We start from the raw sequence: 14,757 nt of genomic DNA, 5'->3' as shown, positions 1-14,757 counted from the left end.
CGCCCCGCCCCACCGCCTCGGCTCCTCTACGACGCCGGCCGCACCACCATCGCGGACCCGCCGCCCCGCCGTACCGTCTCGGCCGCCGCGAGCCACTTCCCGTTCGGCAGCCGTTGTACGCCCGTCGCCGCGCCGATCTCGGGGTTCTGCCGGAAGGCCTGGCCGACCGACTCCAGCTGAGCCTTCAACGGGTTGTTCCACAGGCCCGGTTCGAGTTCGGTGGTGGTCTGGTTGCGCTGGCTCGCGCGCGGCGCGGCGATCGCGTCCACCAGCGGCTGGTCACGGTCGACGACACCCGTCAGGGTCTGGAGCACGGTCGTGATGATGGTCGCGCCGCCCGGCGAACCGAGCGCCACGACCGGCTTGCCGTGCTGGTCGAGCACGATCGTCGGCGAGATGGAGGAGCGCGGCCGCTTGCCGGGACCCGGCAGGTTCGGGTCGGGCACCGCCGGGCTCGCCGGGGCGAAGGAGAAGTCCGTCAGCTCGTTGTTGAGGATGAAGCCGCGGCCGGGGACCGTGATGCCGCTGCCGCCGGTCTGCTCGATGGTCAGGGTGTACGCGACGACGTTGCCCCACTTGTCGGCCACCGTCAGATGCGTGGTGTTCTCGCCCTCGTACGTCGTCGGGGCCGCCGTACCGGCCGTCGAGCAGGCCGCCGGGTGACGCGGGTCGCCCGGCGCCAGCGGGCTCGTCAGGGTCGCGTCGTCCTTGATCAGGCACTCCCGCGAGTCGGCGTACTTCTGCGACAGCAGTTCCCTCGTCGGTACGTCCTCGAAGGCGGGGTCCCCCACCCAGCGCCCCCGGTCGGCGAACGCGATCCGGCTCGCCTCGATGAAGCGGTGCAGGTACTCCGCCTCGCTCGCCTTCGAGAGGTCGGTCCGCTCAAGGATGTTGAGCGCCTCGCCGACCGTGGTGCCGCCGGAGGAGGACGGGGCGATCGAGTAGACGTCCAGACCGCGGTACGAGGTCCTCGTCGGCGCCTGCCGCTTCGCCTCGTACGCCGCGAGGTCGTCGAGCGACAGTTCGCCGGGCCGGGCGTTGTAGCCCGAACCCGGGTCCACCGGCGGTTTGTTCACCGTGTCGACGATCTCCTGGCCGAGGTCGCCGTCGTAGATCGCGTCGACGCCCTTCCTGCCCAACTCCTTGTACGTGCGGGCCAGATCGGGGTTCCTGAAGGTCGAGCCGACCACCGGTAGCGAGCCGCCGGGAAGGAACAGCTCGGCGGTGTCGGGGAAGTTCCTGAACCGGGCCTCGTTGGACTCGGTCTGCGAGCGGAAGGTGGCGTCGACGGTGAAGCCGTCGCGTGCGAGGCGCTCGGCGGGCTTCAGCACCGTACCGAGCCGCTCGCTGCCCCAGCTCTCCAGCGCCCTCTGCCAGGTCGCGGGCGTGCCCGGCGTGCCCACACCCAGTCCGCTGGTGACGGCGTCCGCGAAGGCGATCGGCTGCCCGTTCTCCAGGAAGAGCCCCGAGTCGGCGGTCAGCGGGGCCGTCTCCCGGCCGTCGATGGTGTGCACCTTGCGGGACTTGGCGTCGTAGTAGACAAAGTAGCCGCCCCCGCCTATGCCCGACGAGTACGGCTCGGTGACCCCGAGGGCCGCCGCCGTGGCGACCGCGGCGTCCACCGCGTTGCCGCCCTTCCTCAGGACCTCGATACCGGCGGCGGAGGCGTCCGCGTCGACACTGGCCACCGCACCGCCGTAGCCGACGGCGACCGGCACCTTCTTCACCGCGCCCTCGCCGCCGGTCGCGGACGGCGGTGCTGCCGCGCCGACCGACACCACCGCGGCCGAAACCGCCAAGACCGCCAGATTCCGCGCAACAGGGCGACGCATCCGTACCTCCAGTCAACAGCCGTCCGCGCAGCGTAACTTCAGGGCGGCGTTCCCGTCAGGACCCCCTCGAACACCATTCCGCATTCCCGCTAGCATGCGCGCCCATGAATGACGACGTGCGCAACCTCGTCCTGGGCGTGCTCGCCGCCGGCATCAGCGCCGCGCTCGGCTGGCTCGCCCGTACGTACCTGTGGAAGCGCAAACTCCGCCGCAAGCAGGCCTTTTTCGGACTCCCCGCCAACTCCGAGTCGCTCCTGGTGGTCAACCGCGAGGCGGGCGGCCCCGAGCTCACCGTGATGCGCCACGACGTGTTCGCCCTGCTCGAACTCTCCGCCCTGATCAAGGACTGCGGCGCGCACGCGCAGGTGATCGCGCACGACGCGGCGCAGCAGGGCTTCGGGGAACGCACCGAGTTCTGTGTCGGCGGACCGTCGTCGAACCGCCGGATGGCCGCGCATCTGCACTCCCTGCTGCCGGGTATACGCGTCAACACCGACGCCGAACCCGGCCCGGACCGCGGCGCTTTCCAGGTCGGCACCGAGCGCTACCGGCTGGAGGCGGGCAGGGGCGAGTACGCGATCCTGGCCCGGCTCACCGCGGGCAACACGGCGCGGCCCGTGTTCCTGTTCTGCGGCCAGCGGGCGATCACCAACCAGGCGGCCTCCCGCTATCTGGCCCGCAACCATGAGCGGCTCGCCCGCAAGCACGGCAACAACTCCTTCGTGCTGCTCCTGAAGATCGTGAACTCGCAGGCGTACGGCCCCGACGTCGTCGAGCTCGTCGCGGACGTGACGCGCGCGGCGCAGACCCCGATTCCGGAGGCGACCTCGGCCAAGAACTCCCATCGCGCCTCCTAGGCCCGATCGCTTCGCACCTCCTAGTCCCGATCACTGTTCAACGATCGTTACTGGCACGTAACTTACCGACGGGTTACCTGCGGTAAGAGCCCGAGGTTACCGTCGGGTCACTTTCCACTTACACGAGTGAGGAGTGACCGTGGGACACCCCCGCAAAGCCCTGCGTACCACCGCCACCGGTGTCGTCTCGGCGACCCTGATCGCCGGCACCACCCTCGGCCTGGCCCCCGCCGCCCAGGCCTCCACCACGGCGGGTGTCCGTTTCGTCGACATCGCCGGCGACGGCGGCACGCTCCTCAAGGCCAACGTCGTCACCCCGGCGGGCGCCGACGACGCCCGCGCCTACCCGCTCCTCGTGCTGCCCACGAGCTGGGGCCTGCCCCAGGTCGAGTACCTCGCACAGGCCCAGAAGCTGGCGAACGCGGGCTATGTGGTGGTCAGTTACAACGTCCGCGGCTTCTGGCAGTCCGGCGGGGAGATAGAGGTGGCGGGCCCACCGGACACGGCCGACGCGTCCAAGGTGATCGACTGGGCGCTCGCGAACACCCCGGCGGACGCGGCGAGGGTCGGCATGGCGGGCGTGTCGTACGGCGCCGGCATCAGCCTGCTCGCCGCCGCGCACGACAAGCGGATCAAGGCGGTCGCCGCCCTCAGCGGCTGGGCCGACCTGATCGACTCGATCTACTCGGGCCGGACCCAGCACTCCCAGGCGGCCGCCCTGCTCAACGGCGCGGGTTCGCTCACCGGCCGCCCCAGCGCCGAACTCCAGCAGGTGTTCAAGGACTTCTTCGCCTCCGACCTCTCCAGGGAACAGGCGATCCTCGACTGGGGGAAGAAACGTTCCCCCGAAACCTACGTCGACCGGATCAACGCCAACGGCGCCGCGATCATGATGGCCAACGCCTGGGGCGACACGATCTTCCCGCCCAACCAATACGCCTCGTTCTACGAGCGGTTGACGGGCCCCAAGCGCCTGGAGTTCCGCCCCGGCGACCACGCCACCGCCGAGGCGACCGGCCTCCTCGGACTCCCCAACGACGTGTGGACGGACACCGGCCGCTGGTTCGACCACTACCTCAAGGGCGAGGACAACGGAATCGACCGAGAGCAGCCGGTCCGGCTCAAGTCCCGTTCCACAGGCGGCTACGAGGGCTACCCGGACTGGAAGTCGGTCGGCGCGACCTCGAGGAAGATCGCCCTGGCCGGCACGACCACGATCCGCGCGAACGTCGACTCGGGCGCGAACGGCGGCGTCGTCTTCCTCTCCAGCATCCTCGACCAGCTCGCCCAGTCGCCCCCGACGGCGTCGATCCCGCTGCTCCCGCGCCGCTGGGCGGCCGTCTGGCAGTCGGAGAGGTACACGAGTGTCCAAGAGGTGCGCGGCACCGCCGAGTTGCACACCACGGTCACCGGCACCAAGGAGAGCGGAACCCTCGTCGCGTACCTCTACGACGTGGGCCCGCTCGGCCTCGGCAAGCTGGTCAGCAACGCGCCGTACACCTTCCACGGGCAGACGCCCGGCAAGCCGTTCGGCGTCGACCTGGAGCTTTTCTCCACGGCCTACGACATCCCGGCAGGGCATCGTCTCGCCCTGGTCGTCGACACGGTCGACCCGCTCTACATCGAGCACAACCCGTCCGGCGCGCAGCTGACCTTCTCCTCGCCGGAGCACGACCCGTCGTATGTGTCGGTGCCCCTGCGCAAGTGATCTCCGGCTGCCGCCGGTCGGGTCTGGCCCTGTGAGCTGCTGCTCCCCTACTTCCTCGGGGCTGTGGGGGGACCCCCACCCGGCAGCAGCGTCCCTGGTTCGGCCGGTGCCACGTCCACGGCCTCGGTCTTGGGACTGCGCTGCTCCCGCCGGGACACCCATTGGGCGAACCAGCTGAGCAGCATGCACATCCCGATGTAGATCGGCGAGATCACCATCACCACGGGGATGAACGGCAAATCGTAGTCGAGGTTCGACGCGATGAGCTTCCCGGCATGGAGAAACTCCTCATAGGTGATCAGATAGCCGAGCGAGGTGTCCTTGAGGGCCACCACCAGCTGGCTGATGATGGTGGGCAGCATGGACCGTACGGCCTGCGGCACGAGGACGTACGACATGACCTGGCTCTTGCGCATGCCGAGCGCGAACGACGCCTCCCGCTGGCCGCGTTCGACGGCGTTGACACCCGAACGGAAGACCTCGGCGAGCACCGAGCCGTTGTAGAGCGTCAGCCCGGCGACCAGCGCCGGCAGCGGCTGCACCTTGAGCGCCACGAAGATGAAGAAGATCATCACCAGTACGGGCATGGCACGGAAGAACTCGACGAGCAGCGTGGAGACCCAGCGCACCGGCCGGTGGTCCGACAGCCGGCCGGTCGCGAGCACCGTGCCCAGCACGAGCGACAGCACGGCGGCGATCGCGAAGGCCTTGAGCGTGTTTCCGAGACCCTTCAGCAGCAGCTCCTGAATGCCCTTGTACTCGAAGGGCATCCACTTCGTGTACGTGAACTGGTCGGTGTCGAACAGGAGATACAGGATCCAGCCGATGAGCCCCAGGATCACGGCGGTGGACAGGATCCCGTACATCCGGTGCCGTTGACGGGTCTTGGGCCCCGGGATGTCGTAGAGGGCGGTGGATTCGGTGGCGGTGGCGGTCATCGGGCGACTCCCCAGCGCTTTTCGAGGACATTGAAAACCGCGCTGATGGCAAGGGTGACGATCAGGTAGCCGACGGCGATCCAGACGAAGGTCCAGACGATGCTGTAGCCGAGTTCGCTGAGGATCTTGTACGTGCCGAGCAGTTCGGTGACGCTGAACGCCCCCGCGATCGCCGAGTTCTTGGCCAGCGCGATGAGGGTGGAGCCGACCGACGGGATCACCGAACGGAAGGCCTGGGGCAGCACCACCAAAGACAGGGTCTGGCTGAACGTCATACCGAGGCTGCGGGCCGCCTCTCCCTGCCCCTTGGGCACGGTGTTGATGCCCGACCGCAGGGCCTCGCAGATGAACGCCGAGGTGTAGCAGCCGAGCGCCAGGATCGCGAACACCTCGAAGGGCAGCACGAGTCCGAAGCGCGGCAGGCCGAGCAGCACCGCGAAGAACAGCAGGGTGAGCGGGGTGTTGCGCAGCACCGTCACCCACGCCGTGCCCAGGGCCCGCAGGGAGCCGACCGGGGCGACCCGGAACGACGCCATCACGAAGCCGAGCGCGAGGGCCAGCACCGAGGCGTAGACGGTGAGTTCGACGGTGCCGAGGAACCCGTCGCCGAACGTGGAGAAGTTGTCTGTCAGTACGTTCACGACGGCCTCAACCCCCCTGGTAGCGGTCGATCTTGGGCGAGGTGGGCGCCGGCACGCCGGACAGGCCGAGCGTCGCCTCGTACGCCCTCTTCCAGTCGCCGTTCTTCTCGCGGGCCTCCAACGCGTCGTCGAGCGCGAACCGCAGCGCGTTGTCGCCGCGCGGCACGCCGATGCCGTACGGCTCCTCGGAGAACGGCTTGCCGACGACCTTGAGTTCGTCGGGCACCTTCGCCGCGTAGCCGATCAGGATGGCGTCGTCGGTGGTGACGGCGTCGACCTGATAGGTGAGCAGGTTGTCGACACAGACCGAGTACGTGTCGTACGAGACGAGCTTCGCCTTCGGGTAGTCCGACTTGATGCGCTGGTACGGGGTCGATCCGGCCGCCGAGCAGACGGTCCTGCCGGCGAGGTCCTGGGGCCCGTGGATGTCGTTCTCGTCCGTGCGCACCAGCAGGGACTGGCCCGCCATGTAGTACGGGCCCGCGAAGCCGACCAGCTTCTTTCGCAGGTCGTTGATGGTGTAGGTGCCGACGTAGTAGTCGATCTGGCCGTTCTGCAGGGCGGTTTCGCGGTTCGCGGAGGCGATCGTCCTGAAGTGGACCGACCTGGGGGCGAAGCCGAGGGAGGCCGACATCATCTTGGCGATCTCGATGTCGAAGCCGGAGTAGGCGCCGCTCGCCGGGTCCTTCTCGCCCAGATAGGGCTGGTCCTCCTTGGCACCGACGGTGAGGTGGCCGCGCTTCCTGGCGCGCTCCCAGGTGGGCGAGGAGGGGAGCTGGAAGCCCTGGACGACCTGGTAGTCGGGCAGTTCGCCGGCGGCGGGCCCCTTGGCGGGCGGGCTGCCCTCCTTGCCGCAGGCCACGGCTGTGGCGATCAGTGCCGTGAGCGCCACGAGGGCACGGCACACACGTGTCGTACGGATCATGCGGTGCGCTCCCCCGCTCAGTGCTTGAGGATCTTGGAGAGGAAGTCCTTGGCGCGCTCGCTGCGCGGACTGGTGAAGAACTCCTCCGGGGCGCGGTCCTCGACGATGCGGCCGTCGGACATGAAGACGACGCGGTTGGCGGCGGAGCGCGCGAAGCCCATCTCGTGGGTGACGACGACCATCGTCATTCCCTCGCGCGCCAACTGCTGCATGACCTCGAGGACTTCGTTGATCATCTCGGGGTCGAGCGCCGAGGTCGGCTCGTCGAACAGCAGGGCCTTGGGATCCATGGCGAGGGCGCGGGCGATGGCCACGCGCTGCTGCTGTCCGCCGGAGAGCTGCGCGGGGTACTTCGGGGCCTGCGAGGCGAGGCCCACGCGGTCCAGGAGCTCCAGGGAGCGCTTGTCGGCCTCCTCCCGCTTCCGGCCGCGGACCTTGACCTGGGCGAGCGAGACGTTCTGCAGAATCGTCTTGTGGGCGAAGAGGTTGAAGGACTGGAAGACCATGCCCACCTCCGCGCGGAGCTGGGCGAGGGCCCTGCCCTCCTCCGGGAGGGGCTTGCCGTCGAGCTTGATCGTCCCCGACGCGATGGTCTCCAGCCGGTTGATCGCCCTGCACAGTGTCGATTTGCCCGACCCCGACGGGCCGATGACGACGACCACCTCCCCCTTGCCGACGGTGAGGTTGATGTCCTGAAGGACATGCAACTCCCCGAAGTACTTGTTCACGTCATGCAGCTCGATCAACGGATCGACAGCCATGCCCGGCCCTACCCACTCTCAGCTGTGTCGCGGTTGCCGCAAACTATCCGGACAACAATGGACTTACTGCGCGACACGCACTTTCCGGGCATTAGCCGTATTGTGCGGTTACCCCTCGGACACCTCCGCGTACAGCTGCGAGAGTTCGGGCTCGCCACTGGACGCCCAGGTGTGGCCGGAGGCGACCACGTCGAACTCGCGGCCGGACGTCAGCCGCACCACGGGATGGCCGTTGGGCCAGATCTGCCAGACGGCTCCGGGGACGGTGCGCACGATCACCGTGCCGACGTAGAGACCGGCGTCGTTGCCGAGCCACGGCAGGCTCTCCTCGTCGTCCCGCCAGCGGGGCAGGAGTTGGTCGAGCGCCTCCAACGAGGCGACGGAGTCGTCGAGTTCGACTCCCGCCAACTCCGCCTGGGAGCGCAGCAGATCGCATTCGGAGAGGAGTTCGGAGACTCCCTCGGAGTCGGTCTCTCCGTCGGAGAACACCGCGACGCCGAAGGCGGGGTCACGCTTCTTGCGCCAGTTGCCGAGGAAAGGGATGTTCATCAGCCCAGCGTGTCATTCACGTCACCGTGCGCACCACAGGCGCGCGGGGTCGCCTGTTCGAGAGGCGTTCCCTGCCGCGCAGCCCCCGCCCCAAGTGCCCGTCCGAGCAAGGGAGATCAGCCGCCGAAGGCCGTGGACGGCCCACTCACACGTCCAGGTCCACCACGACCGGGGCGTGGTCCGAGGCGCCCTTGCCCTTGCGCTCCTCGCGGTCCACGTACGCGTCGGTGACGGCCTTCGAGAACGATTCGTTCCCGTAGACCAGGTCGATGCGCATGCCGCGGTTCTTCGGGAAGCCGAGCTGGCGGTAGTCCCAATAGGTGAACGGGTGGTCGTACTTGAGGGGGCGCGGGACCACGTCGGTGAGGCCCGTCTCGCGCAGGGCGGCGAGGGCGGCGCGCTCGGCCGGGGTGACGTGGGTGGCGCCTTCGAAGAGGGCGATGTCCCAGACGTCCTCGTCCGTCGGCGCGACGTTGTAGTCCCCCAGCACCGCGAACGGCCGGCTGCCCGCCGCGTCGCCCGCGATCGCCGCCTTGAGTGCCTCGAACCACTGGATCTTGTACGCGTAGTGGGGGTTGTCCAGCTCGCGTCCGTTCGGCACGTACACCGACCACACGCGGACCGCGCCGCAGGTCGCGGAGACCGCGCGGGGCTCCTGGACACCGTCGAACCCGGGATCGCCGGGCAGGCCCTTGACGACGTCCTCGAGGCCCACTCGGGAGACCACCGCCACGCCGTTCCACCGCCCCGTGGCGTTCACCGCCGACTCGTAGCCCAGCTCTCGCAGCTCGTCCGTGGGGAACTGCTCGGCGGTGGTCTTGGTCTCCTGGATGCACAGCACGTCCGTGCCGCTGCTCTCCAGCCAGGCCAGCAGCCTCGGGAGGCGGGCGGTGATCGAGTTCACGTTCCAGGTGGCGATGCGCATGACTCACAACCTACCGGGCGGGTACGACAACGGGCCCGGAGGTGCCGCACGGCGACCGCTCCGACCGGCTCAGACCTCCGCCGACGCTCCCGGCGTGAGCCGCAGGTGCTCGGAGCCGCCCAGCGCGCCGATCTGGTTGTCGTAGATCGGCCGGGCGAGGTCGGTGAGCAGGGCGTCGTGGATGTCGTACGCGCGCTGCGGCTTGACCTCGCGGACGTACTCGATGACCTCGGAGATCTTGCTCCAGGGGGCCATGACCGGGAGCATCAGCGTCTCGACCGGGTGGTCGGGGACCGTGAGGGCGTCGCCCGGGTGGAAGACGCGGCCGCCGTCGATGAGGTAGCCCACGTTGGTGATGCGCGGGATGTCCGGGTGGATCACGGCGTGCAGTTCGCCGTGCGCCTGGACGTCGAAGCCCGCGGCGGTGAACGTGTCGCCGTGTCCGACCGTGTGCACGCGCCCCGGGAACGCCGCCGAGATCTGGTCGGCGACCGCCTTCAGTGTCCAGAGCTCGGCGCCCGGGTTGGCCTCGAGACCGGCCCGCAGCCGCTCCTCGTTGAAGTGGTCGAGGTGCTCGTGGGTGATCAGGATCGCGTCCGCGCCGACCGCGGCGTCCTCCTCACTGAAGGTGCCCGGGTCGATGACGAGCGTGCGCCCGTCCTTCTCGAGGCGGACGCAGGCGTGCGTCTTCTTGGTGAGTTTCATGATGGTCATGACTCCATCCTGCCCCCGTCGGCGCGGCGACGGGCCGCTCAGGCTGGTGGTCCCGCTGCCAGGATGAAGATCACGGGCGCGGTCACTCCTCGGGCGTGGTCTCCTCGCGGATGACCTGCTGGGCCACCTTGAAGGCGCTGTTCGCGGCGGGTACGCCGCAGTAGACGGCCGTCTGGAGGAGCACCTCCTTGATCTCCACCGGGGTGAGGCCGTTGCGGAGGGCGGCGCGGATGTGGAAGCCGAGTTCGTCCAGGTGACCGCCCGCGACCAGCGCGGTGAGCGTGACACAGCTGCGCGAGCGCCGGTCGAGCCCGGGCCGGTCCCAGATCTCGCCCCAGGCGTACCGGGTGACGAACTCCTGGAAGTCCCCGGAGAACTCGTCCGCCGAGGCGAGTGCCCGGTCCACATGCGCGTCGCCGAGCACCTCGCGGCGCACCTTGATCCCGGCGTCGTACGGATCGGGCCGCCCCAGGCCCTCGGCCGGTGCGACGGGCGGCGCGATCTCCGCCACGGGCGACGCCGACGGAGCCGGCGAGAGGACCTGCTTGACCGGGGCCGCCGGGATCGCCGTCTGGCCCGTCGAGGTGCCGAAGGCGGCCTGCCAGGCACTGGAGAAATGCCGTACGAGGAGGTCGGTGACCGCGGCCGGCTGCTCCACGGGAACCAGGTGCGAGGCGCCGGGTACGACGGCGAGCCGGGCGTCCGGTATTCCGGCGACCAGGGTGCGGGCCTCGGCCGGCCCGGTGACCTGGTCGTCCGAGCCGACGAGGACGAGGGTCGGCACTCCGATGCGGGCGAGTTCGGCCCGTATGTCGAACGCGGCGAGCGCCTCACAGGCGGCGATGTAGCAGCCGGGGTCGGTGGTGCGCACCATCTGCACGGCCCACTCGGTGATCGCGGGCTGAGTGGCGGCGAACCCCTCCGTGAACCAGCGCTCGGGCGACATCCGGGCGATCGGGTCGAGCCCGTTCGTACGTACGATCACACCGCGCTGCCGGAACTCGTCCGCCGTACCGAAACGCGGCGAGGCGGCGATCACCCCGAGCGAGGCGAGCCGCTCCGGGTGGCTCAGCGCCAGCTCGATCCCGATGGCGGCACCGAAGGCGCACCCCGCGTAACCGAAGCGCTGCACGCCGAGCCCGTCGAGCGTGACCAGCAGCCGCTCGGCGAGTTCGGCGACCGAACCGGCCGGGTAGGCGGGCGCGCCGCCGTGTCCTGGCAGGTCGAAGCGGAAGATCCGCCAGTGCTTCGCCAGCTCCGGAACCTGCCGGTCCCACATGTGCCAGGTGGTGCCGAGGGACGGGCCCAGGATCAGGACCGGGGCGTTTTCCGGCCCGTCAAAGCGGTATTGCAGGGTTTCGGTGTTCGTATCACTCACCCGCTCACGCTCCCACATCTCACATTTCCTCACAGGAGGGGGTCGCGACGCTCGCGAAACCTCTCCAGGCTTCGGCGGCTGGACGCAGATCCTCCACGTCCGGTGTCACTGGAAGTCGCAGCCCGGGTTGGGGGCGTCCTCGGACAGGGGTGCGCCGTGCGGCAGGACGTAGAGGACGTCCAGGACCAGCGGGGTGGTCCCGAGGTTGCGGCCGATGTGCACGTGGCCGGCGCCGGAGGGCTCGGTGAGGGTGGCGCCGGCGCGGTAGACGCCGTCGGGCGCGCAGTCCGAGTCGAAGTGACTCAGGGTGCCCTCCTCGACGAGGCCGTACAGCGTGCCGTCGTGATAGTGCCAGCCGGTGCTCCGGCCCGCCGGGACGGTGATCTCCCGCAGGATGTAGTCCGTGTCGCCGACGGTGGTCCGCGCGATCTCCCTGCCGGTGACTCCCGGGCCGGGAGGTGTCGCGTGGGCGGGGCCGGCGACGAGCGAGAGACAGAGGGCCGCTGCTGCCGCGAGCCCGGGACGGAGCACGGTGCGCATGGGGGAAGTCCTTTCAGCGGACGACGAGCCGGCGTTCCGTTGAGGATTTTGTCGTACGAGCGCACGGGATTCCGGCAGTTCGGGAGTTCGTCGGTCAGATTCGGGAGTACGTCTGACAGGGTGGAGGACGCCTTTTCTTGAACGTACGATCCAGATAGGTTACGGTCGGCTCATGGCGAGGACCCGGGAGTTCGACACCGAAGCGGCGGTGAGCCGCGCGATGGAGCTGTTCTGGTCGCGGGGTTACGAGGCGACGTCGGTGCGCGACCTGACGCAGCACCTGGGGATCGGCCAGGGATCCCTGTACGCCGCCTTCGGCGACAAGGACGGCCTCTACCGAGCCGCCCTGGAGCACTACCGCACGACCCTGGCGGCGGCCGCCCTGCGCAGCCTGGAGGAAGGAGCGGACGCCAGGTCGGCGATCCGCACGATGCTGGTCGAACGGGTCCGGATCGCCGCCGAAGGCGACGGCCGGGGCTGCCTGGCGGTCAACGCCGCGTGCGAGCGCCTGCCGCGGGATCCGACGACGCGGCGCACCGTCCGGGAAATGCAGGACGCCGGCCGGGACGCGCTCGCCGACGTGCTGCGTGTGGCGCAGGGGCGGGGCGAGGTCACGGTGCGGCACGACGCCCACACCCTGGCCGGCTTCCTCGTCACGTTCCTCAACGGGCTGCTGGTCTCCTCGAAGATCTCGCCCGACGTCCGCGCTCTCGAACCCCTCGTGGAGGTCGCCCTGGGCGCCCTCGACTGATTTTTTCGCGCCCAGAATCTGTATCGCACGATCCAGAAAAGCGGCCGGATCCCGAGCAGGTACGGGGTCCGGCGGCACCCACCCCTTCTCGAACGACGACGGAGGCCCCATGCCCCCCGCACCATCCCTGACCACTCCCGCCCTCGGCGGCAGTCGCTGGAACACCTTTCCCGCGGCCGGCAGCAGCATGACGGCCCGTCAGTTCTTCACCGCCACCGAGCCGTTGCTCCAGGGCGTCATCGACGACAACGCCCTCACGAGCGCCGACGGCGAGGTGCTGGAGGCCCAGATCCGCGCGACGCTCGGACTCGGCACCCGGGAGACCTCCCTACCGCTGGCCGTGGGCCCCGAGAGTGCCCCGGCCGCGCGCGAACTAGGCGCGCAGGCCGAGTCGGTCGGGCGGGAGCTCGCGTCCTGGGCGACCGCCGCCCTGGAACGGCTGCTCACCGAGCGGATACCGCTGCCCGCGGGCCCGTTGGTCGTGCGCAGCCACTGCTACGGCCATCTCCTCACCCCTGCCGCGGCCGATCTGCTCCTCCGCCGGCGCGGCGGACCGGTCACGATGCAGCTCTACAACGAGTGGCTGCACCAAGTGGTCCTGCTGCGCGACGCTCTGCTGCCCTTCACCAACTGGCAGGACGTCCCCCTGCGCATCACCCCGGCCGGGCTGCGGCACCTCGAACCCGCCCGCGACGGGTTCCTCACCGAACTCCTGGTCCGGCAGATCCGGCACAGCAGCGTCGTCGACTTCGCCCGTCACGCCGTCACCGGCGGCACCGGCGGCATCCGCCCGGCGAGTTACGGCTTCGACACGGCCGGCGGCACCGTCCTGCCCGCCGTCCTCGATCAGCCTGCCCTCAACGCGTCCCGATACCTGCTGACTTGGCGCCCAGGCACGACGGTCGAGGAGACCGTCTCGTACCTGCCCGGGGTACAGGACTACTACTCCGCACCGCGCACGCCCGTCGAGGAGCTGCCGCCCGCGACCGCCGGGGCGGGGCCGCTCACCGCCCGTACCGTCCTCGGGCCGGTCGCCGACGGGGCCCGCACCGCCCACCTCGAAGTCACCGACGACGACGGCACCATGGCCCGTGTCGACCTCGGCCAGGCCCTGCGCGGCCATCGTTTCGCCCGTCGCGTCACCCGCCGCCAGGAGGTGACCGCGGACGGTGCGCCCGCCGACCCCGGATCCCGAACCGCCCATCTCCGGCCGGCACTTCGCGCCCCGGGGCTGGTGTGGACGCGGAGCGGCGAGGTCACCCTGGACGCCACTGGTCAGGACGGCCTCGTCGTCCTCGCGCTGCTCGGCCGGCTCTACCCGGAGAACGTCGTCCTGCGCCCGAACACCTCCCGTGTCCGTACGGCGGTTGGGGGCGGCGAGCTCGGCCGGCTTGTCGTCGAGCTGTCGGATCCCGACGCGACTGACCGGACGGGACAATGATTCTCGACCACCGCGGAGACCCGGTCCGGACGGGTCGCGCCGCCGTCAACGGGACGAGCCTGCGCTACCGGACTGCCGGGTCCGGCCCCGCGGTGGTGCTGCTGCACGGGGTCGGTCCCCAGGACCGGCTGCCACCGGCGGCACCTCGTCCCGAAGCCGACGCCGCGGTACACCGTCGTCGTGCCGGACCTCCACGGGCTTGGCGACTCCGCCTTCATCGTTGACCGCAACGAGTCCCAGGTGCGGCTCATGGCCCACGATGTCACCGGCCACGTCCTCGACGCGGGATGGTCCGGGAGGCTTTGCCGCTCACCGACGTCAGGTCGTCGGCGACGGCCGCGTAGCGTTCGAAGGCTTCGAAGGCCCTCATGATCCGGGCCATGCGGTCGGAACGACTCCGGCGTGACTCAGCCGCACATGTCGGGGAGCCGTCGAGGAGTTGCTGAGCCGCCGGCTCTCAGGTCGCGGCGAGCTCGGCCCGCGGGTTTTCCGCGAGGGCGCGGCTGCCGTTCCGGGCGGATTCCAGAACCGCGTCCGCGGCGGCGATGGCCTCCTCCACCGTGGCCGACGCGGTCGCCGCACACAGCGTGTGGGCGACCTCGTCGAGGGCCGCGGCGGTGCGCGCGTTCACGCTGTGCGCGTGCGCGAAGCGGGCCTCCGCGTAGCGCGCGAGGAGAATCCGCAGGAGCATCGGATCAGGTTCGAGCATCGCAGGCGTGCCTCTCGTCGTGGCTTCTCAACGACGGATTCCCCCTTGTCACGTACCTATTCGTACCTGTTTCCGCCTCCGGTGACGG

The 14,757-nt window shown here is 69.9% G+C and carries 15 protein-coding genes and 1 pseudogene; 5 read left to right on the top strand and 11 right to left on the bottom strand.

Going from position 1 to position 14,757, the window contains the following annotated elements:
* Nucleotides 1–26: 26 nt before the first annotated feature.
* Nucleotides 27–1,832, bottom strand: coding sequence for a gamma-glutamyltransferase (ggt, locus tag ACIBLC_RS02360; RefSeq protein ID WP_399208725.1), 1,806 nt, complete (start codon nt 1,830–1,832; stop codon nt 27–29).
* A gap of 104 nt (nt 1,833–1,936) precedes the next feature.
* On the opposite strand from ggt, the gene ACIBLC_RS02355 reads away from it, so the two are divergent.
* Together ACIBLC_RS02355 and ACIBLC_RS02350 are read left to right on the top strand one after the other, a co-directional pair.
* Nucleotides 1,937–2,689 carry a hypothetical protein gene (locus tag ACIBLC_RS02355; RefSeq protein ID WP_399208724.1) on the top strand — a complete coding sequence of 251 codons (753 nt, stop codon included), beginning with the start codon at nt 1,937–1,939 and terminating at the stop codon, nt 2,687–2,689.
* Between the two features lie 139 nt (nt 2,690–2,828).
* Nucleotides 2,829–4,397 (top strand): alpha/beta fold hydrolase, encoded by a 1,569-nt coding sequence (locus tag ACIBLC_RS02350; RefSeq protein ID WP_399208723.1) that lies wholly within the window; start codon nt 2,829–2,831, stop codon nt 4,395–4,397.
* A 47-nt stretch (nt 4,398–4,444) separates the two neighbouring features.
* On the opposite strand, the gene ACIBLC_RS02345 is transcribed toward ACIBLC_RS02350, so the two are convergent.
* The 9 genes from ACIBLC_RS02345 to ACIBLC_RS02305 all read right to left on the bottom strand — a co-directional run bounded on the left by ACIBLC_RS02345 (nt 4,445) and on the right by ACIBLC_RS02305 (nt 11,768).
* Nucleotides 4,445–5,335, bottom strand: a complete 891-nt coding sequence (locus ACIBLC_RS02345) for an amino acid ABC transporter permease (RefSeq protein ID WP_399208722.1) — start codon at nt 5,333–5,335, stop codon at nt 4,445–4,447.
* The gene (locus ACIBLC_RS02340) at nt 5,332–5,976 is read right to left on the bottom strand and encodes an amino acid ABC transporter permease (protein WP_399208721.1); all 645 of its coding nucleotides are present in this window, start codon (nt 5,974–5,976) and stop codon (nt 5,332–5,334) included. Before ACIBLC_RS02340 ends, ACIBLC_RS02345 begins: the two co-directional genes overlap by 4 nt.
* Nucleotides 5,977–5,983: 7 nt before the next feature.
* Nucleotides 5,984–6,901: a glutamate ABC transporter substrate-binding protein gene (locus ACIBLC_RS02335; protein ID WP_399208720.1), complete on the bottom strand. Its 918-nt coding sequence runs from the start codon at nt 6,899–6,901 to the stop codon at nt 5,984–5,986.
* A gap of 17 nt (nt 6,902–6,918) precedes the next feature.
* Nucleotides 6,919–7,662 carry an amino acid ABC transporter ATP-binding protein gene (locus ACIBLC_RS02330; RefSeq protein WP_399208718.1) on the bottom strand — a complete coding sequence of 248 codons (744 nt, stop codon included), beginning with the start codon at nt 7,660–7,662 and terminating at the stop codon, nt 6,919–6,921.
* A 108-nt stretch (nt 7,663–7,770) separates the two neighbouring features.
* Nucleotides 7,771–8,211 (bottom strand): DUF6278 family protein, encoded by a 441-nt coding sequence (locus tag ACIBLC_RS02325; RefSeq protein WP_399208716.1) that lies wholly within the window; start codon nt 8,209–8,211, stop codon nt 7,771–7,773.
* A gap of 145 nt (nt 8,212–8,356) precedes the next feature.
* Entirely contained in the window at nt 8,357–9,136 is a 780-nt protein-coding gene (locus tag ACIBLC_RS02320; protein ID WP_399208715.1) for an exodeoxyribonuclease III, read from the bottom strand.
* A gap of 69 nt (nt 9,137–9,205) precedes the next feature.
* Entirely contained in the window at nt 9,206–9,841 is a 636-nt protein-coding gene (locus ACIBLC_RS02315) for an MBL fold metallo-hydrolase (RefSeq protein ID WP_399209258.1), read from the bottom strand.
* 91 nt (nt 9,842–9,932) lie between these two features.
* Nucleotides 9,933–11,246 carry a 4-carboxymuconolactone decarboxylase gene (pcaC, locus tag ACIBLC_RS02310; RefSeq protein WP_399208714.1) on the bottom strand — a complete coding sequence of 438 codons (1,314 nt, stop codon included), beginning with the start codon at nt 11,244–11,246 and terminating at the stop codon, nt 9,933–9,935.
* An 87-nt stretch (nt 11,247–11,333) separates the two neighbouring features.
* Nucleotides 11,334–11,768 carry a cupin domain-containing protein gene (locus ACIBLC_RS02305; protein WP_399208713.1) on the bottom strand — a complete coding sequence of 145 codons (435 nt, stop codon included), beginning with the start codon at nt 11,766–11,768 and terminating at the stop codon, nt 11,334–11,336.
* A 172-nt stretch (nt 11,769–11,940) separates the two neighbouring features.
* Between ACIBLC_RS02305 and ACIBLC_RS02300 the strand changes: the two genes are divergently transcribed.
* From ACIBLC_RS02300 to ACIBLC_RS02290, 3 genes and pseudogenes are all read left to right on the top strand, one after another.
* Nucleotides 11,941–12,519 (top strand): TetR/AcrR family transcriptional regulator, encoded by a 579-nt coding sequence (locus tag ACIBLC_RS02300; RefSeq protein WP_399208712.1) that lies wholly within the window; start codon nt 11,941–11,943, stop codon nt 12,517–12,519.
* A gap of 109 nt (nt 12,520–12,628) precedes the next feature.
* On the top strand, nt 12,629–13,960 hold the full coding sequence (locus ACIBLC_RS02295) for a hypothetical protein (RefSeq protein ID WP_399208711.1): 1,332 nt from the start codon (nt 12,629–12,631) through the stop codon (nt 13,958–13,960).
* Nucleotides 13,957–14,197 (top strand): annotated as a pseudogene (locus tag ACIBLC_RS02290) (alpha/beta fold hydrolase); the annotation flags it as partial. The gene ACIBLC_RS02295 and the pseudogene ACIBLC_RS02290, both read left to right, overlap by 4 nt.
* A gap of 220 nt (nt 14,198–14,417) precedes the next feature.
* Here ACIBLC_RS02290 and ACIBLC_RS02285 read toward each other — a convergent pair.
* Nucleotides 14,418–14,669, bottom strand: coding sequence for a DUF5133 domain-containing protein (locus tag ACIBLC_RS02285; RefSeq protein ID WP_399208710.1), 252 nt, complete (start codon nt 14,667–14,669; stop codon nt 14,418–14,420).
* Nucleotides 14,670–14,757 lie beyond the last annotated feature (88 nt).

This window comes from Streptomyces sp. NPDC050535 (assembly GCF_044457665.1).
Taxonomy (GTDB): Bacteria; Actinomycetota; Actinomycetes; order Streptomycetales; family Streptomycetaceae; genus Streptomyces.
This window is presented reverse-complemented; position numbering and strand designations above follow the sequence as displayed.